This window comes from Rugosimonospora africana (assembly GCF_016862975.1).
Lineage (GTDB): Bacteria > Actinomycetota > Actinomycetes > Mycobacteriales > Micromonosporaceae > Rugosimonospora > Rugosimonospora africana.
Map to the genome: position 1 here is coordinate 1 of NZ_BONZ01000010.1, position 16,973 is coordinate 16,973.

General features: G+C 68.0%; 18 protein-coding genes and 1 other RNA gene. 11 read left to right on the forward strand and 8 right to left on the reverse strand.

What is annotated here, in order from left to right:
* Positions 1 to 56 precede the first annotated feature (56 nt).
* A complete protein-coding gene (locus Raf01_RS04795; RefSeq protein ID WP_203916495.1) occupies positions 57 to 842 on the forward strand; it encodes a tryptophan 2,3-dioxygenase family protein in 786 nt (261 codons plus the stop codon).
* A 60-nt stretch (positions 843 to 902) separates the two neighbouring features.
* On the opposite strand, the gene Raf01_RS04800 is transcribed toward Raf01_RS04795, so the two are convergent.
* Positions 903 to 1,943, reverse strand: coding sequence for an N-acetylglucosamine kinase (locus tag Raf01_RS04800; RefSeq protein ID WP_203916496.1), 1,041 nt, complete (start codon positions 1,941 to 1,943; stop codon positions 903 to 905).
* Positions 1,940 to 3,193, reverse strand: coding sequence for a 6-phospho-beta-glucosidase (locus Raf01_RS04805; RefSeq protein ID WP_203916497.1), 1,254 nt, complete (start codon positions 3,191 to 3,193; stop codon positions 1,940 to 1,942). The genes Raf01_RS04800 and Raf01_RS04805 overlap by 4 nt, the downstream gene beginning before the upstream one ends.
* A 388-nt stretch (positions 3,194 to 3,581) precedes the next feature.
* Here Raf01_RS04805 and Raf01_RS04810 point away from each other — a divergent pair, with 388 nt between their 5' ends.
* The 3 genes from Raf01_RS04810 to Raf01_RS04820 all read left to right on the forward strand — a co-directional run bounded on the left by Raf01_RS04810 (position 3,582) and on the right by Raf01_RS04820 (position 5,818).
* A complete protein-coding gene (locus Raf01_RS04810) occupies positions 3,582 to 4,097 on the forward strand; it encodes a PadR family transcriptional regulator (RefSeq protein ID WP_203916498.1) in 516 nt (171 codons plus the stop codon).
* Between the two features lie 148 nt (positions 4,098 to 4,245).
* Positions 4,246 to 5,361 (forward strand): peptide chain release factor 2, encoded by a 1,116-nt coding sequence (gene prfB / locus Raf01_RS04815; protein ID WP_203916499.1) that lies wholly within the window; start codon positions 4,246 to 4,248, stop codon positions 5,359 to 5,361.
* 1 nt (position 5,362) lies between these two features.
* Positions 5,363 to 5,818, forward strand: coding sequence for an RrF2 family transcriptional regulator (locus Raf01_RS04820; protein ID WP_203916500.1), 456 nt, complete (start codon positions 5,363 to 5,365; stop codon positions 5,816 to 5,818).
* A gap of 63 nt (positions 5,819 to 5,881) precedes the next feature.
* Here the strand turns inward: Raf01_RS04820 and Raf01_RS04825 are convergent, their stop codons facing one another.
* Entirely contained in the window at positions 5,882 to 6,385 is a 504-nt protein-coding gene (locus tag Raf01_RS04825; RefSeq protein WP_203916501.1) for an NADPH-dependent FMN reductase, read from the reverse strand.
* Positions 6,386 to 6,902: 517 nt separating this feature from the next.
* Between Raf01_RS04825 and ftsE the strand changes: the two genes are divergently transcribed.
* On the forward strand, positions 6,903 to 7,583 hold the full coding sequence (ftsE, locus tag Raf01_RS04830) for a cell division ATP-binding protein FtsE (protein WP_203916502.1): 681 nt from the start codon (positions 6,903 to 6,905) through the stop codon (positions 7,581 to 7,583).
* A gap of 21 nt (positions 7,584 to 7,604) precedes the next feature.
* Entirely contained in the window at positions 7,605 to 8,483 is an 879-nt protein-coding gene (gene ftsX / locus Raf01_RS04835; RefSeq protein ID WP_203916503.1) for a permease-like cell division protein FtsX, read from the forward strand.
* 308 nt (positions 8,484 to 8,791) lie between these two features.
* On the opposite strand, the gene Raf01_RS04840 is transcribed toward ftsX, so the two are convergent.
* Positions 8,792 to 9,556 (reverse strand): hypothetical protein, encoded by a 765-nt coding sequence (locus Raf01_RS04840; protein ID WP_203916504.1) that lies wholly within the window; start codon positions 9,554 to 9,556, stop codon positions 8,792 to 8,794.
* Between the two features lie 261 nt (positions 9,557 to 9,817).
* On the opposite strand from Raf01_RS04840, the gene smpB reads away from it, so the two are divergent.
* From smpB to ssrA, 3 genes are all read left to right on the forward strand, one after another.
* The gene (gene smpB / locus Raf01_RS04845) at positions 9,818 to 10,294 is read left to right on the forward strand and encodes an SsrA-binding protein SmpB (RefSeq protein ID WP_203916505.1); all 477 of its coding nucleotides are present in this window, start codon (positions 9,818 to 9,820) and stop codon (positions 10,292 to 10,294) included.
* A gap of 50 nt (positions 10,295 to 10,344) precedes the next feature.
* A complete protein-coding gene (locus Raf01_RS04850; RefSeq protein ID WP_203916506.1) occupies positions 10,345 to 11,217 on the forward strand; it encodes a cellulose binding domain-containing protein in 873 nt (290 codons plus the stop codon).
* A gap of 151 nt (positions 11,218 to 11,368) precedes the next feature.
* Positions 11,369 to 11,742, forward strand: a transfer-messenger RNA (tmRNA) gene (gene ssrA / locus Raf01_RS04855).
* A gap of 231 nt (positions 11,743 to 11,973) precedes the next feature.
* On the opposite strand, the gene Raf01_RS04860 is transcribed toward ssrA, so the two are convergent.
* Positions 11,974 to 12,717, reverse strand: a complete 744-nt coding sequence (locus Raf01_RS04860) for a helix-turn-helix domain-containing protein (protein ID WP_203916507.1) — start codon at positions 12,715 to 12,717, stop codon at positions 11,974 to 11,976.
* A gap of 166 nt (positions 12,718 to 12,883) precedes the next feature.
* Here Raf01_RS04860 and Raf01_RS04865 point away from each other — a divergent pair, with 166 nt between their 5' ends.
* The gene (locus Raf01_RS04865; protein ID WP_203916508.1) at positions 12,884 to 13,462 is read left to right on the forward strand and encodes a TIGR03086 family metal-binding protein; all 579 of its coding nucleotides are present in this window, start codon (positions 12,884 to 12,886) and stop codon (positions 13,460 to 13,462) included.
* Positions 13,463 to 13,504: 42 nt separating this feature from the next.
* Here Raf01_RS04865 and Raf01_RS04870 read toward each other — a convergent pair whose 3' ends face one another.
* Both Raf01_RS04870 and Raf01_RS04875 read right to left on the reverse strand, forming a co-directional pair.
* Entirely contained in the window at positions 13,505 to 13,879 is a 375-nt protein-coding gene (locus Raf01_RS04870; RefSeq protein WP_203916509.1) for a type II toxin-antitoxin system VapC family toxin, read from the reverse strand.
* Complete coding sequence (locus tag Raf01_RS04875; RefSeq protein ID WP_203916510.1) at positions 13,876 to 14,133, reverse strand: type II toxin-antitoxin system Phd/YefM family antitoxin; 258 nt, start codon at positions 14,131 to 14,133, stop codon at positions 13,876 to 13,878. The genes Raf01_RS04870 and Raf01_RS04875 overlap by 4 nt, the downstream gene beginning before the upstream one ends.
* Before the next feature lie 214 nt (positions 14,134 to 14,347).
* Between Raf01_RS04875 and Raf01_RS04880 the strand changes: the two genes are divergently transcribed.
* Entirely contained in the window at positions 14,348 to 14,992 is a 645-nt protein-coding gene (locus tag Raf01_RS04880) for a hypothetical protein (protein ID WP_203916511.1), read from the forward strand.
* A gap of 91 nt (positions 14,993 to 15,083) precedes the next feature.
* Here Raf01_RS04880 and Raf01_RS04885 read toward each other — a convergent pair whose 3' ends face one another.
* Positions 15,084 to 16,958: a hypothetical protein gene (locus Raf01_RS04885; protein ID WP_203916512.1), complete on the reverse strand. Its 1,875-nt coding sequence runs from the start codon at positions 16,956 to 16,958 to the stop codon at positions 15,084 to 15,086.
* Positions 16,959 to 16,973 lie beyond the last annotated feature (15 nt).

Genomic DNA, 16,973 nt, shown 5'->3' on the forward strand with positions numbered 1-16,973 from the left:
AGGAGAGGTGACAGCCGCCCGGTCTGCGTGGACGAGACGCCGGCTAGCGTGGCGGCGTGACCGATCCACGATTCGGTGAGCAGGGCGGCCTGCTCACCTACGGCGCCTACCTGCGCCTGCCGGACCTGCTCGATCAGCAGGTCGCCGAGTCCGTCCCGCCAGCGCACGACGAGCTGCTGTTCATCACCATCCACCAGGTCTACGAGCTCTGGTTCAAACTGCTGCTCGCCGAGCTGACCGACGCCCGTGACCGGATGCTTGCCGGCGAGTCGTACCTGCCCCGGGTGCGTCTGGCCCGCGCCCGCTCGGTGGAGGACCTACTGATCAAACAGGTCGACGTGATCGACACTATGACGCCGCAGGACTTCCTGGCATTCCGGAACAAACTGGCCCCGGCGTCGGGTTTCCAGTCCGCCCAGTTCCGCGAGATCGAGTTCCTGTCCGGGCTGCGCGACCCCGGGTACCTGAACCGTTTCCGGGGGCTCACCGACACCGAGCGGGAGCGGCTGCAGCGGCGGCTGGCGGAGCCGTCGCTGTGGGACGGGTACCTGGCCGTACTGCGCCATGCCGGCTTCGCGGTCGACACCGAGGAGCAGCGGTTCGCCGCGTACGTCGAGATCGCCCGGGACCGGACCAGGTTCGGGCCGCTGTGGGACCTGGCCGAGGCGCTGGTCGACCACGATCAGGCGTGGTCGCTGTGGCGGGCCCGGCACGTGCTGATGGCCGAGCGGCAGATCGGCACGAAGGCGGGTACCGGCGGTTCGGCCGGCGGCGCGTACCTGCGTTCGCGGATCGAGCTGCGCTTCTACCCGGAGCTGTGGGAGCTGCGCAGCCGCCTGTGACCCGGCCGGGCGGTCCCGGCTCGTGCCGTCGCCGCCGCGGGCGCGCCGGCCGCTTGGCGGTCAGGCGCTCGTGGCGGCGACGGAGCCGGCCAGGGCGGCGGTACGCACGGCCTCGCGCAGCGCCGCCTCGGCGACCGGGTCGGCCGGAGCGAGCGCGTCCATGGCCAGCAGCGCCGCACCGGCCACCGGTGGGTCGGACAGGACGACGATGTCCGCCCGCGGTGCGAGCGCCGTGATGCCCTCGATCACCGCGTTGTGCAGGAGCGGGTGCCGGGCGGCCAGGACGGATCCGCCGAGTACCACCGTGTGCGGTAGGTCCAGCAACTCCAGCCGGCGGGCCGCGGCGGCCACCATCACGACGACCTCCTCGGCCTGCCGGGCGACCACCGAGCGGGCCACGGCGTCGCCGGCGTCCGCGACGGCGAACAGCACCGGGGACAGCTCGTTGACGCGTTCCCGCGCCAACTCGCCGAGGTGCAGCCCGGTCGACACCTCCTCGACCGTCGAGCGCCCGAAGTGCTCCGCCACCACGGCGGTCAGGGCGGTGGCGGGGCCACGCCCGTCCTCACCGCGTGCGGCGTGCCACAGCGCCAGCATGGCCAGGTGGTGACCGCCGCCCCAGTCGCCACTGATCTCACCCAGCGACAGGAAGCGCGCGACCCGGCTGTCGAGCCGCCGACCCAGGCAGTTGATGCCGGCGCCGCAGGTGACGACGACCGAGTCGGGCGCGACGGTACCCGCGCGCAGCAGCGCGAAGAGGTCGTTGTCCACCCGGTACTCGGCGGCCCAACCGGTCTGTCCGATGGCCTTGGACAGCGTGTCGACCTCGACCGGCAGGTCGACTCCGGCCAGGTACACGTCGGCGCGGGACAGCACCGTGTCCGGTGGCAGTCCGGCCTGGGCGACGGCCTGTCGTACCAGCGAGTCGAGCAGCGCCAAGGTGCCCGGTACGCCGATGTGGTGCGGGGACGACGTGGGGCCGTGCGCGAAACCGAGCAGCCGGCCGCCGGTCGACCCGACGACCACGTGAGTCTTCGAGTTTCCCCCGTCGATCGCGACGTACAGCTGCTCTCCGGCCGCCACGCCGCCGTGCTCGGTCATCGCGCCCACGCCAGGTGTGCCGCGTTCACGGCGAGCAGCCTGTCGGTCAGCACCTCGGCCTTCTCGTGCTGGCCGATCAGCGGGTGCGCCAGCATCGCCTGGTACACCCGGGACCGTCCACCGTGGACGGCCGCCGCCACGGCCAGCTCCTCGTACGCGCTGACGTGGGCGATGAGTCCGGACATCAGTGGCCCGACGGGGGCGGTCGGGATGGGTACCGCGCCGTCGCGACCGACCCGGCTGCTGACCTCGATGACCGCGTCGTCGGACAGGAACGGCAGGTGGCCACGGTTGCGGACGTTGGCCGAGTGAACCGTACCGTCGTCGGAGCGCAACGACGCGATGAGCCCGACGGCGGCCTCGGAGTAGAACGCACCGCCCCGCTGCCCGAGCAGTTCCGGCTTGGTGGACAGGTTCGGGTCGGCGTACATGCGCAACAGCTCGGCCTCGATCTCGGCGACCTTCTGGCCCCGCGTCTGCTGGCCCCGCTCCTGCCGGACGACCTCGTCGTGACAGTAGAAGTAGCGCAGGTAGTAGGACGGCACGCTGCCCAATGTGGACAACACGTCGACCGGCATGTCGAGATGGTCGGCCAGTTCCTTCAGGTGCGCGCCCATCAGCTCGGGCAGTCTGTCCACATCGGACACGTAGGCGGCCCGCTCCCAGGTCAGGTGGTTGAGCCCGACGTGGTCCAGGATGACCGAGGCCGGATCGACGTCGAGCATGGCGGCGAACCGGCGTTGAAAGCCGATCGCCACGTTGCACAGGCCGATCGCGCGGTGGCCGGCGTCGAGCAGGGCACGGGTGACGATGCCGACCGGGTTGGTGAAGTCGATGATCCAGGCGTCCGGTGCGGAAAGCCGCCGGGCCCGCTCGGCGACGTCGAGGACCACGGGTACGGTGCGCAGTGCCTTGGCCAGCCCACCGGCACCGGTCGTCTCCTGGCCGACGCAGCCGCACTCCAGCGGGAAGGTCTCGTCGGAGATGCGGGCCTGCTGGCCGCCGATCCGGAGCTGGATGACGACGACCGAGGCGTCGGCGAGACCGGCGTCCAGATCCTCGGTGTAGGTGACCCGGCCCTGGTGTCCGTACGCGCCGAATATCCGTTGGGCAAACGGTCCGACCACGTCCAGCCGATCGCGGGCCGGATCCACCAGCGCCAATTCGGTGACATCGGGAAACAGGCGCGCGAAACCGTCGACCAGTTCGGGCGTGTACGTCGATCCGCCACCGACAACAGCGATCTTCATTCTCAGGCTCCAGTCCCGGGCGGCCCTATTGGACATGCCTTAGCCCGCGGAACGCAATGCCTCGCGCGGGAATCGGTCGCCGCCATCCGGGGTGGGGCTCTGTTGTCGGTCGGGCTGCCGTGGGTCAACTGTTAGAAAGTATTCCTAACTAATATCTAGGGTAGGGCTCCGCCCCTTACGGCGTCAAGACATACGGTCTGTCACCGCGCGGTCACGCGCGATCGGGCCGGACGTGGGTTCGCGATCGCCTCTTGCCTGGCCACGGCCGGGGTTTTCCGTCCGCCGGCCTCCAGTGTCCACACCGGACTGTCCTCCGGGGACAGTGCACAATGGAGCAATTGTGGGGAAATCCTGGACTACAAGGTGATGGAGTGGCAGCGTAGGGGACATGGCGGAAACTGGAGTGAACGCAACCGCGGCGGCCCTGCTGGGTCTGCTGCACGATGGCCCGATGACTGGCGGACAGCTGATGACCGCGGCGCAGAAACGACTGGGTGCATATTGGTCGATGACCCGCAGTCAGGTTTACCGGGAGCTGCCGGCTCTGGCGGAGGCGGGCTACGTGAAGCTCGGCAAGCCGGGTGCCCGGTCCAGTCAACCGTATTCGATCACTCCGGCTGGGAAGCGGGCATTCACGAAGTGGCTGGCCGAGGAGCCGACCCGGGAGGCGGTACGCAGCCCGGTCGCGTTGCGGGCGGCGTTCGGCAAGTACCAGTCGGCGAGTCAGCTGAAGACGGCGTACGCGCAGGCGACGGAGTACCACACGATGGCGCTGAACGAGGCCCGCGAGGCGGTCAAGGAGCTCAAGCGCGACGGCGACGATCATGGTGCGGCCGCCCTGGAGTTCGCGGTCGGGTACCACCGGGCCGCCCTCAGCTGGCTCAAGAGCGCGCCGGCCAAGTAGCCCATCGGCGATGCGGTCACGGCTGATCAAGTCTTGCCGGCCCGGCTGATCCGGCGACTGGTCTGGGTCGTGGCGGTAGACGCGCCGAGCAGGACCAGTCGGAACCGCATGAGCAGATCGGGCCCCGGTGACAGTACCCTTAACAGCCGTGACCGCTGCCGAATACGCCGACCAGCTCAAAAGCCTCGATAACACCCTGCGCAACATCGAGACCGTGCTCAACCTCGACAAGATGCGCAAGGACAAGGCCGAGCTGGAGGCCGTCGCCGCTACCCCCGACCTATGGGACGACCAGGCCCGGGCGCAGCAGATCACGTCCAAGCTGTCCTATGTCCAGGGTGAGCTGAACCGGATCGAGCGGCTGCGCGGCCGGCTCGACGACGCCGGGGTGCTCCTGGAGCTGGCCGAGTCAGAGAACGATCCGTCCAGCCTCGCCGAGGTCGGGAACGAGATCGGCGCGCTGACCAAGGCCATCGACGAGCTGGAGATCCGTACCCTGTTGTCCGGGGAGTACGACTCGCGGGAGGCGCTGGTCAGCATCAGGTCCGGGGCCGGCGGCGTGGACGCGGCCGACTTCGCCGAGATGCTCCTCCGGATGTACCTGCGGTGGGCCGAGCGGCACGGATACTCGGCCGACGTGTACGACACCAGCTACGCCGAAGAGGCCGGGATCAAGTCGGCCACGTTCGCCGTCAAGCATCCGTACGCGTACGGCACCCTGTCCGTCGAGGGCGGTACCCACCGGCTCGTCCGGATCAGCCCGTTCGACAACCAGGGCCGCCGGCAGACCAGCTTCGCGGCGGTCGAGGTGGTCCCGGTGGTCGAGCAGACCGACGACATCGAGATCCCCGAGGACGACCTGCGCGTCGACGTGTACCGGTCGTCCGGGCCGGGTGGCCAGGGCGTCAACACGACCGACTCGGCCGTCCGGATCACTCACCTGCCGACCGGGATCGTGGTCTCCTGCCAGAACGAGCGCTCCCAGCTGCAGAACAAGGCGACCGCGATGGGCGTGCTGAAGGCCAAGCTGCTGGCGCTGAAGCGGGCCGAGGAGCAGGCCAAGATGGACGCGATCCGGGGTGACGTGGCCGGTTCCTGGGGCGACCAGATGCGCTCGTACGTTCTGCACCCGTACCAAATGGTGAAGGATCTCCGTACCGAGTACGAGACCGGCAACCCGTCGGCCGTGTTCGACGGCGAGATCGACTCGTTCATCGAGGCGGGCATCCGCTGGCGCAAGCAGCGTGAGCTGGAGGCGCACTGACGTGCAGATCTCGGCTCGCGGCGACTACGCGGTACGGGCCGCGGTCGAGCTTGCGGCGGCTCACCCGCGGACTCTCTCGGCTCAGGCGCTGGCCGCCGAGCAGGAGATGCCCCGGAAGTTCCTCGAGACCATCCTCGCCGACCTGCGGCGTGCCGGCCTGGTGCAGAGCACCCGGGGGGTGGACGGCGGCTACACGCTGAGCCGGCCGCCGTCCGAGATCGCGGTCGGTGACGTGCTCCGGGCGGTCGACGGGCCGCTGGCCGGGGTCCGCGGGCTGCGGCCGGAGGAGACCCGATACGCGGGTACGGCGGTGCATCTCCAGGAGCTGTGGGTCGCCGTACGGGCGGCGGTGCGCCGGGTACTCGACGAGGTGAGCCTGGCCGAAGTCGCCCGGGGGCGGCTACCCGCCCACGTCCGGCGGCTGATCGCCGACCACTCGGCCTGGCAGCCCCGCTGAGCCGCTGATCCAGATCGCCGCTGACCCGGGTCGCGTCCCGGCGCCCCGGAGACGGGCGCGGGCTCAGTGGGCCGGCACGCCCAGGGCACCGCGTACCCGGTCCAGGTACCCGGTGATCAGCACGTCCGGCTGTACCAACTGATCCTCGGCCACCGCCAGGCCCGGCCCCGGTGTGGTCGCGCCCATCTCAGCCAGCAGCGCGTGCAGGTGGCCCTCCGCGACCTCGGCGCGCCCCGGGGTCGCTGAGACGACCACGCTCAACGCCGGCCGGCCGGCGAGCCCGTCGGACGGGAAGCAGTCGAGGAACACCTTCAATACGCCGCTGAACGTGCCGTTGTACGTGGGCGTGGCGATCACCAGCAGGTCGGCGTCGCGTACGTTCTCGATCGCGCGGGACACTTCCTCGGCCTCGGGTACCAGCAGCCGGTAACCGTACTCGGCGAGGTCGATCACCTCGGGCGGGCGCGCGCCGATCAGCTGTGCGGTACTCGTACCGATGCCGGTCGCCAGCCGGGCGGTACGCGAATCGGGGTGCGGATCTCCCGACAGGACCACGATTCCACTCATGCCGATACCAGTTCCTTGGCAGGTTCGCTTACCTCGCGTGCGGGACGCCCTCGCCGGATCAGTATGCGGGCCGGTGCGCGGGTAGCTGTGCGGAATGCCCGCGGACAACCCAGGAGGGTGGTCCGAACCCGTTCCCGGTCGGTGGCGAAGCTTGCGGGGTAGCGGTCCGTGACCGGATCCGAACAGCGTGACGTCGTCGTGGTGTGCGTGTCGACCGTACGGTTCCCTTCAATGAACAGGGCAATCGGGCCGGTCGAGGCCACGCATCGATGATGACGAGTGTGCGGGCGGTAGTTGAGGATCTCCCGGATTGCGGGACTGGTGCGGTTGGTCCGTGCACCGGCAGCTGTGAGCTGTTCTCACGAATCCTGAATCCCTGTCTGGAAGATATGACTTCAGGCCGGTGCGTTCTCGTGCCAAACGCCTAGCGGAATCTTCTCCGCGATTCACGGTAAAAGGAGCGTACCGCCCTCTGTCGCACTTGGCGTTTTAGTTACACCGCGTAGACTGCGGAGCCGTGATTCGGCTCGAGCATGTGACCAAGACGTACCCGAAAGCCTCGCGGCCGTCGCTCGACGACGTGTCGGTCTCGATCGAGAAGGGTGACTTCGTCTTCTTCATCGGACCATCCGGCTCCGGCAAGTCCACCATCATCAAGCTGCTGCTGCACGAGATCCAGCCGAACAAGGGTCGGGTCGTCGTCGCGGACAGGGACGTCACCGCCCTGCGTTCCTGGAAAATCTCCGCGTTCCGACGCCAGATCGGCTGCGTGTTCCAGGACTTCCGGCTGTTGCCGAACCGGACCGCGTACGAGAATGTCGCCTTCGCACTCGAAGTGATCGGCAAGTCGCAGGGTGTCGCGCGCCGGGTGGTGCCCGAGGTCCTCGAACTCGTCGGCCTGGGCGGCAAGGAGCACCGGTACCCGCACGAGCTGTCCGGCGGTGAGCAGCAGCGTGTGGCGGTAGCGAGGGCATTCGTGAACCGTCCGCTGATCCTGCTCGCCGATGAGCCCACCGGAAACCTCGACCCGGACACGTCGATCGAAATCATGCGACTGCTCGACCGGATCAACCGGACAGGCACCACCGTCGTGATGGTCACCCATGACTCGAACATCGTGAACCAGATGCGCCGCCGTGTCGTGGAAATCGAGAGTGGCAAGATCGTGCGGGACCAGCCGCGCGGTGTCTACGGCTGACCCGAAGGGACAAGAACTCCGGTGCGTGCGAAATACATCCTGTCGGAGGTCATGGTCGGCCTGTGGCGTAACGTCACGATGACCGTCGCCATGATCATCACGATGGCCGTGTCGCTCACCATGCTTGGCGCCAGCCTGATCCTGTACCAACAGATCGACAGCATGAAGGGCTACTACTTCGACAAGGTCCAGGTCTCCATCTTCCTGCGGGACGACATCTCGACCCAGCAACGGGACGACCTGGCCGGTCAGCTCCAGGCTGACCCGCTCATCAAGCAGCCGGTCATCCACGAGACCAAGGAACAAGCCTGGAACAAGTTCCAGCAGCAGTTCAAGGACGCGCCCGACCTGATCGCCGCGACCAAGAAGGACGCGCTGCCCGAGTCGTACCGCATCCAGCTGAAGAACCCGAAGCAGTACAACCAGGTTGCGGCGGAGTACAAGGGCAAGGCCGGGATCGACGAGATCGTCGACCAGAGCACGCTGCTGTCAAAGGTGTTCGGGGTGCTCGGCGCCGCACAGAACCTGGCGCTGGTCATCGCGCTGGTGCAGGGACTCGCCGCCCTCCTGCTGGTCGGTAACACGATCCAGGTCGCCGCGTACAGCCGCAGGCGAGAAGTCGCGGTGATGAAGCTCGTCGGCGCGTCGAACTGGTTCATCCAGTCGCCATTCGTCCTGGAGGCGATGTTCGCCGGCATCATCGGCGCCATCATCGCCTCGGCCGCGATGGTCGTCGGCAAGATATTCCTGATCGACGGTTCGCTGAAATCGCTCGCGTCACTGCTGACACCGGCGCCGTGGTCGCGGATCTACATAATGATCCCGATCCTGCTCGGCATCGGAGCGGTGATCAGTGGCGTGACCGGTTGGGTAACCCTGCGGTTCTACATCAAGAAGTAAGGACCACGACCGGTCCCACCCGGACCGGGCCGACCCTTCGCGGAATGGCTCCTGGGCTGTCGTGCCCGGGAGCCATTCCCGTATCTCGGGCACGATCGCGCGTCTCGGGTAAGCCGCATCATCTCTGGCAGGCCGCATCGCGGGAAAGACCGCCGGCCGACGCCCGCGGAACGTCGGCTCGCGAGAGGCCATCCGCGAGGGGTGCCCCACGAAGGACCGACGCCTTCTCACGCTCATAAAAAACCACGGGACGCGCCGCGACGCGTCCCGTGGTTCGGCTTGGCTGATTGAATCCGCAGGGCTCCGACTTATGAGTGGTGCGCCGGCGGAGCGGAGTGCGGAGGCTCCGGGGGCGCCGGCGGTGCCGAGTGTGGGTGCGCCGGCGGCGCCGAGTGTGGTGGCGCCGAGGGCACGTGGTACGTCGGCGCCTCGGCCGCCGGGTACGTCTGCTGCGGGTACGTCTGTTGTGGATAGGTCGGCTGCGGCTGGCTCGGCGCTGCGTACGAGGGCGGCGGGTACCCGGGCTGGGTGAATGCCGGCGGCTGTGCGGCCGGCTGCGGAGGCGCGATCGGCGGCTGCTGAGCGGCCTGGTTGGGCCAGGTCGGCGGCGAGTACGGCGACAGCGGCTGGGCCGGCGGCTGGGGCTGGGCCGTCGGCTGGTACGGAGGGGGCGGCGGCGGGTACCCGGTGTAGCCGCCCGGACCCGCGGGAGCGCCGAGCAGCGGTCGCGGTTCTCCACCGGGCCCGCGGCCGGTGAACGCGACGGCCAGCAGCGTCATGGCGGCGGCGAGCAGCACGACGTCGGTCACGTTGTAGAAGTCGAGCCAGGCGGCGACCGTCGACGTCGACTCCGACCGATAGATATGCTCGCTCATCGCGATCCAGATGATGTTGAGGATCGCGTCGAGGGCGAATGCCGCGCCGCCCATCGCGCCGAGTATGGCGGCCCTGCCGCCGAGGCGCGGCCTGCTGATCACGGCGAGCACCAGGCCCGCGATACCCAGGAGGACAAGGGGGACCCGCAGCACGATCTGCGCGCCGGTGGGCAACAGCCCGACAGCCTCGTAGGACATGTGGCCTCCTTGCTAGGGAACTCGCCGCAGGACCCCGGCGTCGCCCGTACGTTACCGGTCCCACCCGGCTCCGGACAGCTACCGACACCGTGGCGCCGGCTCATCGAGGGCATGAACCGGCGGGCTAACTTGTTGGACGACTAGGTGGTCAGATCCGGTAGCATTGCCGGTCGCACCAATCCGCCCAGTCGCACCCACTCGTGAGGTCGCGGTCCATTCGGGCGGTCGGGCTGGGCCAAGAAGTCAGGGAGGTGAGTCGGAATGCCGCGGGAAAAGGGCCGCAAGATCGTCGCGTCCAACCGGAAGGCGCGCCACGACTACGCCATCCTCGATACGTATGAGGCGGGTCTGGCTCTGACGGGTACCGAGGTCAAGTCGCTGCGCCTGGGGCGGGCCTCGTTGGTGGACGCGTTCGCCCAGGAGAAAGACGGCGAGATCTACCTGTACGGGATGCACATCCCCGAGTACATCCAGGGCTCCTGGACCAACCACGAGCCGCGCCGCACCCGCAAGCTCCTGCTCAAACGGCTCGAGATCACTCGACTGCTCGGCAAGCTGCAGGAGACCGGGTTGACCCTGGTGCCGCTCTCCCTCTACTTTGCTGACGGCTGGGCGAAAGTCGAGTTGGGTCTGGCGCGCGGTAAGAAGTCCTACGACAAGCGCCAGGACCTGGCAAAGCGGGACGCCGACCGGGAGATCAGCCGGGCGATGGGCCGGCGCGCCAAGGGTATGGGCTAGACCGGTACCCGTTCCCGCCGGCGGCACCGCGTCAGGGAGGGAAACTACCCGTGGGCAAGCACAACGCTCCCGACGCGGAGCGGCCTACCCAGGCGGACGTCGACCAGACGCAGGTGCTGGCGCCGGTACTCGCCGAGATTCGCTCCGAAGTGGAGCGGACCTGGCCGGCCGAGCTGCCGTCTCAGGACCAGACGGTCCTGCTGTCGCGGGTACCTCTGGATGAGCCCGAGCGCGAGCGCTCCAAGGCGCCGGTGCGGATCGCCGTCCTGGTGGCAGTTGTCGCCACAGTCATGCTCAGCGCGCTGGTCTGGACAGTGAACCGGCGGTCAGACCCGGAGATCACCGCGCTGCGGGTGGATCCGCCGAGCCTGTCGTCCACCGCCGGCGGAATGCTCGACATCGTCGTGACGCCGGCAGGTGGCGCGTCTACCGCGAGTCCGGTGCTCTCCGCGTCCGTACCGTCGACGACCGGGGGGAGCGTCACCGCGAGCCCCGGCCTGAGCCCGACTTCGAATCGTCGCCCGGTGCCTCCGCCCGGAGGCGACCGGCCGGCCACCACGGTGCCGACCCATCCGCCCACGACCTCGGCCGTACCACCCGCGCAGCCGGCCCGGCTGGCGGCGCAGTACCAGAAGGTCAGCAGCGATCACCACTCGTACAAGGGGAAGTACACGATTACGAACCGCGGCGGGACGGCGGCCAAGGGCTGGACGCTCGTGGTGACGTTCTCCGGATCGGGCACTCTGACCATGTCCACGCGGGACGTCCGCGCCAGCTCGGGCTCGAACCACAGCGTGGTCTTCACCTACAGCGGCACGGTGTCGCCGGGCGGCTCGACGAGCTTCACCTTCACGATGGAGGGCAGCAACTGGGGTTCGGCGCCGACCCCGACCAGCTGCTCGATCAACGGCGGGTCCTGCTGATTCCGTCCCCGCTGGGCGTTATGCCCGGTCGGGTCCGGTGCCGATCCCGGTGCCCGGCTCGGAGGTCTCCGCCGGCGGGGGATATCCGGAATGAATCTTCGGGGCCCAGGCGTTAGGCTTAGGTGCGTGTCGAGTGGCACGCATGTGACCAGGGGGTGACAGGTTTCGACTACGTTTGCTGAGGCAGGGGAAGCGAGCCGAGGAAGCCGACGTCGTCTCGAAAATCGTCGTCGGAAACCAATAAGCGCCAAGAACAGTCGCGCTGCGTACGCCCTCGCCGCCTGAGGCGAGTGACGTCGCTGTCGGTCTAGGAGGGCCTTCGGCCTAGTTAACCGGCATCAGTTAGAAGGCTGGCCAAGCAGATCCGGTCGCGGGGTCTGTGCGGTGAGATTAATCGCGACTGGGCCCGTCACACCGACTCGCTCGCGTGATCGGAGGGGCCGAGTAGAGGCACAGCGAGCTGCGCTCGGAGAAGCCCTGGCAACGCGACGGAGGACCCGGGTTCGATTCCCGGCACCTCCACCTGGAGGACCAGAAGCGGCGGCGCCAGCCCAATTGGGCTGGCGCCGCCGCCGTTTGCGCTGAGTTGCTGGCGACTGCATAGGCGCCCGTAATCGGGCGCAAATGAGGGCGGACCCGTAGGACTGACGGGGGCTCCGTGACGGATCCCGTCCCGGTGCGTGGCATCGGCGAGCCGAGTAGGCGTCGCTCAACGCCGTGGCGGTCGGAGCGTGGGAGGCTCCGGCAAGGTGCCGCTCACCCGGAACGCCCTCCGGTTGGCGTACGGCAGGCGTCGGCGTAGCGAGCCGGGGACATGCCGATCACACTCGTGAAGTCCCGAATCAGGTGCGACTGATCGCTGTAGCCCAGTTCATCGGCGAGCAGGTCCCATTGGACCTCCCGCTGCCGGGCCACTCGCTCGGCAGCGTTGACCAGCCGGTAGCGGCGGATCGCCCACTTCGGGGTCACTCCGACGTAGTCCGCGAACAGTCGTTGCAGTTGCCGGATGCTCCAGTGGCACGCCCGTGCCAGATCGGCCACTCTCACGATCGCCTGGTCGTCGATGACGCGCTCGACCGCAGCGGTTGCGGCGACCTGCTCGGCCGACGGTGCCGCCAGCCGATCCGTGAAGAACGCCGCCGCTTGGGCGAAGCGCTCCTCGTCGGTGACGGCTTCCCGCACGGCGGCGGCGAACACCTCACCAGCCGGGCCGAATACCTCCGCGATCGGGACGCCGCGATCGGTGAGCGTGCTCATCGGCGCACCGAGCACGTCCCGAAACGCGCCCGGCCGGAACATGACACCGAGTACCCAGCTTTGGCCACTGAGATCGCGGACCCAGGGCCGCCGTAGTGGACCCATGACCGTGGCGTCCTGCGCTTCGATCACTACGTGGACCGCCGGGAGGGTCAACAGCCGCTGGTGGTGGACGACCCCTCGCGGTAGATCCCACTCGACGTGCCAGAACAAATCGAGGTGGGCCTCGAGTGGGCCGGGCACCGCGGATCTGGTCCGACGGAAGGCGCGCAGGCTCTCCTGCGGACGCAGGATGCCTCGCGAATTCTCCACGGGCGGCCGCGCCTGCCCTGGTTGGCGCGTTTGTTCAACGCCGCCGGTCACCTTCCGCCTAGCATCGCTGCTGGTACCGCTTCCCAGGAGGATGTTCATGCCCGCAGACACCGCCAATCTGGCCGCCGTGACCGACAAGACGACGACGCTCCTGGCCGGGATCCGGCCCGAGAAGCGTGCGCTCCCGACGCCGTGCCCAGATTATGACGTGGCGACTCTCACCGATCACCTGATCGGATGGCTGCGGATGTTTGCCGCTCGGGCTGCCGGGGTGGATTACCACGACGACCCGAACTCATACCGATGCGGTGTCGATCCGGCTGCCGAGTTCGCCGCCGCGGGCGAGCAGGCGGTCGCGGCGTTCCGGGCCGGGGCTGCCGATCGGCCGCTGCGCATGACGTCGTCCGAACTGCCCGGCGCTATGGTGCTCGGGATGGTGCTGGTCGAGTGCGTCGGGCACGGTTGGGACCTCGCGGTCGCGACAGGCCAACCGGTGCCGTACACCGAGCTGGAGGCGCAGGCGGCGCTCGACACGGCCCGCGGCATGCTCATGCCCGCCTACCGAGGCCCGGGCAAAACCTTCGGTTACGAAGTCGAGGTCGGCGCCGACGCGCCCGCTGTAGACCGCCTGATCGCCTTCATCGGCCGGGACCCCGCTCTGCACCGCGCCTCATAATGGTCCGCTGATGTCGCCGACGCATTGCTGATGTTTGTCCGCTCACACGGCCAACGTGGCGACGTCGTATTTGATGATTGCGGCGTCTCGGGTGACCAGGGTCAGATCGGCGCACTGCGCCTGAGCTATGAGCAAGCGGTCGAACGGGTCGCGGTGGATCGGTGGCAGCCGGCCAGCCGTGATGGTGTGCTCGGATGTGATATGTAGTTCGCGGAACCCGCTGTCGCGGATGCGTTCAGGAAGATCTGCTGGCTCCTGGAGCTTGCCGATTGCCTGCTTGATGGCGACTTCCCAGACCGTGGCCGGGCTGAGATACACGTTCGGGTCGTGGTCGAGCTTTTCCTTGATGTCATCCGCCAAGGTGGGATCGTCTGCCAGCCACCAGAGCACAACATGGGTGTCCAGCAGCAGGTTCACGGTGCCAGCCCGAAGTCCGCCGCGATGCTTTCGTTGACGTCGGGCGAGTCCCAGTCGTTGGCGGCCACGAGTCTGCCCGCCAAGGAGCCGCGAGAGGTCCGCGAGACGCGCCGAGTCAGCGGGACGACCTTGGCGACCGGGGTGCCGGCGCGACTGATGATGATCTCTTCGCCGTGCTCCACGCGCTCAATGATGCGCGACAGATTGGTCTTGGCGTCGTGGATGTTGAACTGCGCCGCAGGCTCGCTGGACATCGGCACCTCCCTTAGCTAAGAGATTAGTCCACCTTTGCCGCCGTAGCCAACGCGACGTGCAAGCGGGCGATCGGCTCGGCGAGGTTCAAGCAAGCGGTCAGTACCTCCACCTGGAGGACCAGAAGCGGCGGCGCCACCCGATGGGTGGCGTGGCCGTTGTTTGCGCCGTGGATGGGGACTCGCCTTCGGCGCCGCGCTGTCCGATCATGATGGGATGACCGCCAATGACGTCACGCGGGCCGTCACGCTTGCCCGGGAAACCCTTGAAACGGCTATCGAACTCGACTGGCACGTGCCGGCCGGCGGGTTGGAGTGGAGTTGCTGGGAGACGGTCGAGCACATGAGCGACGACCTGTTCACGTACGCTGCCCAGCTCGGCCCGTCGAATCCGTCGCTGGCCACCCATGTCCCGTTCGGATGGCAACGACGCCGCGAAGGCGGGCCAGCATTGACGATCTTTGTGGATCCGGCTGAGGGCCAGCCAGCACTGGTGAAGGTCTTCGAGGCATGCGGCACGATGCTGGCTGCCATGGTGAGCTTCGTGCCGCCCGGCCGGCAGTCATTCCACTCGTACGGACCCTCTGACGTCAGCGGATTCGCCGCCATGGGCGTAGTCGAGGTCCTGGTCCACATGCATGACGTTGCCGCGGGGTTGGGTCTCGCGTGGTCACCGCCGGACGACCTGTGTGCGGGTGCGCTGCGCCGGCTTTTTCCGGCCGTGTCGTCGACCGGCGAGCCATGGCCGACACTGCTCTGGGCGACGGGTCGCGCGGATCTGCACGGCCAGCCAGCACAGACTTCGTGGACGTGGGACGGCAGCCCACGCGTCATGTACGCCGATCCGGCCTTACCGAGTTGAAGACTCCCACGAGGCGATGGTGAGAAGCGGCGGCGTCACCCGAAGGAGGGTGGCGCCGCCGGTCATGTCGATGGGGGGTCGGCCAGGCCGATCAGGAAGGGTCCGTGACGTAGACGTCGTACGTACCCTGTTCGGAGATCGTGTTGCCGTTCGCATCGACCGCCCACAGATCGATTTCGTGAGGGCCACTGGTGTCCGGAGTCCACTCGATCGTCGCCGTTCCGTCGGGAACGGCCGCCACGGTTTGGGTGTCGCCCCAGTCGATCGAGTACTGGTAGGCCACCGTGCCGGCCACCGGCGAAGCGAAGGTGAAGTGCCCGGTGATCCCGACGCCGCCTCCGGGCTGCCAGGTCGCAAGGTAGTCAGGGTAGATGTCGGAACTGACGACCGGGACGTTGAGGATGTCATGGTAGTAGCGGCCTGGCGGACTCACCCAACCGTTCGCGCTGATGCTGCTGACCTGTACCGAGAGGACTCCGCAGAAGCATGACGGGGTGAAGGTGATCGAGGCGGATCCGTCATCTTTGGCCGCCACCGTTTGCGGGTCATCACTGTTGACCTGGTAGCGATAGCTGACTATCGGGGCGACGGCCGGATTGGGCTTGACGGTCAGCGTGAACGGCTTACCGAGCACCGGTTGGCTATACGCCAGAACGGTCGGCGAGGTGTCCCGCACCTGCACGTCGTACCGGGTGAGGTCCGATATGTTGCACGCGCGGTCGAGGCTGCGGACGTACAACTCGTTCGGGCCGGCCTCGGGCGGTGAGAGGTCCACGACGGCGGAGCCCCCCAGCCCTTCGGCCGCCACTATGCCGGACGTGCTCGACGGATCCGACGCCGTTGGTGAACAGGACAAGGGCACCCCTGGATAGTTGTCCCAGGAATACTGGTACCCGATGACGTCGTCGACACCGTTCGCCGTGAAGGTGAAGTGTCCGGGGGTGCCTCCGTCGATGAAGCCACCCTGGGGGTAGTTCGACGAGGTGACGCCGGGCGGATTCGCCGGAGGTGTGAGGTCGGCGGTGAAGTAGCAGGTCTGCGACCAGTCCGAGGTGTCCGTGTCGTCGTTGAGCCGCGACTGCCAGCCGTACGTGCCGTCTTCTGTGATCACACCGGCCGGCACCGTCACGAAGCTGGCCGCGCCGCTTGGTATGTGGCCGATCGTGTTGATGGTCGTCCGGTCGTCGGGATCCCCGACCGGCCAGATGGCGAACGATCCGGTCAGCTTGTCGTTCGGATCGGCGTCATCGAACCTGGCCGCGAGCGTGGGCTGCGGGGTTGCCAGGTAGGGATAGGGCGCCTGAGTGCCGCACTGCTGTCGGCCGGCGGAGAGCTGCGTGGGCACCTCCGGCGGCGTGTTGTAGTCGATCGTCAGTCGCACTCCGTACTGCACGTTCAGCCATCGGCCGCGTGCGGTGTCGCCCTCGCGGTCGGCGGGTATCCGTAATTCGACGCCCAGCTTCGTTTGGCCCGCGTTCAACGCCTGCTGGACGGCCGCCGTCAGGTCCCTGCTGAGCAGCCCGGGGCATGACCCAGACCCCGTCACAGCGCCGATCAGGGTCTGCTCGGCCGGCGGGTCCGCCCAGGTCGGGTCGCTCACTGGTGAGGTGATCCACACCTCGATGTCCCGCTCCGCGCAGTCGGTCACCTCTTCTTCATGCGCGTACAGGTTCGCGGTGAAGACCTCCTTGCCGGCAAAGCCGGACAGGTCATATGTCGCATACACCCGCGACATGTGATGCTTGCCGTCCGCGTCGCGCCATGACCCCAGCGGAATTTCCGTGCCGGGCGTCAACGAGGCATGTGCATCGAGCGAATCCGTGTAGCGTTGCGAAATCGTGGTCGCGTAGTCAGCGCTGTGCCCGGCGGCGGCGGGCTGAGCCGCGGCGAAACCGCCGACGGCCGTACCCACAAGCGTGGCGAGCACGGTGAAAGCGCGAAGTCTCGACGATGGCGATCTTCTCATCAGTGCTCCGAATCC

Coding starts and splice junctions, on each gene's coding strand:
- Raf01_RS04800 (WP_203916496.1), bottom strand. CDS start 1,943: ATGACCGAGCACGGCGGCGTGGCGGCCGGAGAGCAGCTGTACGTCGCG.
- Raf01_RS04805 (WP_203916497.1), bottom strand. CDS start 3,193: ATGAAGATCGCTGTTGTCGGTGGCGGATCGACGTACACGCCCGAACTG.
- Raf01_RS04810 (WP_203916498.1), top strand. CDS start 3,582: ATGGCGGAAACTGGAGTGAACGCAACCGCGGCGGCCCTGCTGGGTCTG.
- Raf01_RS04825 (WP_203916501.1), bottom strand. CDS start 6,385: ATGAGTGGAATCGTGGTCCTGTCGGGAGATCCGCACCCCGATTCGCGT.
- Raf01_RS04840 (WP_203916504.1), bottom strand. CDS start 9,556: ATGTCCTACGAGGCTGTCGGGCTGTTGCCCACCGGCGCGCAGATCGTG.
- smpB (WP_203916505.1), top strand. CDS start 9,818: ATGCCGCGGGAAAAGGGCCGCAAGATCGTCGCGTCCAACCGGAAGGCG.
- Raf01_RS04865 (WP_203916508.1), top strand. CDS start 12,884: ATGCCCGCAGACACCGCCAATCTGGCCGCCGTGACCGACAAGACGACG.
- Raf01_RS04875 (WP_203916510.1), bottom strand. CDS start 14,133: ATGTCCAGCGAGCCTGCGGCGCAGTTCAACATCCACGACGCCAAGACC.
- Raf01_RS04880 (WP_203916511.1), top strand. CDS start 14,348: ATGACCGCCAATGACGTCACGCGGGCCGTCACGCTTGCCCGGGAAACC.
- Raf01_RS04885 (WP_203916512.1), bottom strand. CDS start 16,958: ATGAGAAGATCGCCATCGTCGAGACTTCGCGCTTTCACCGTGCTCGCC.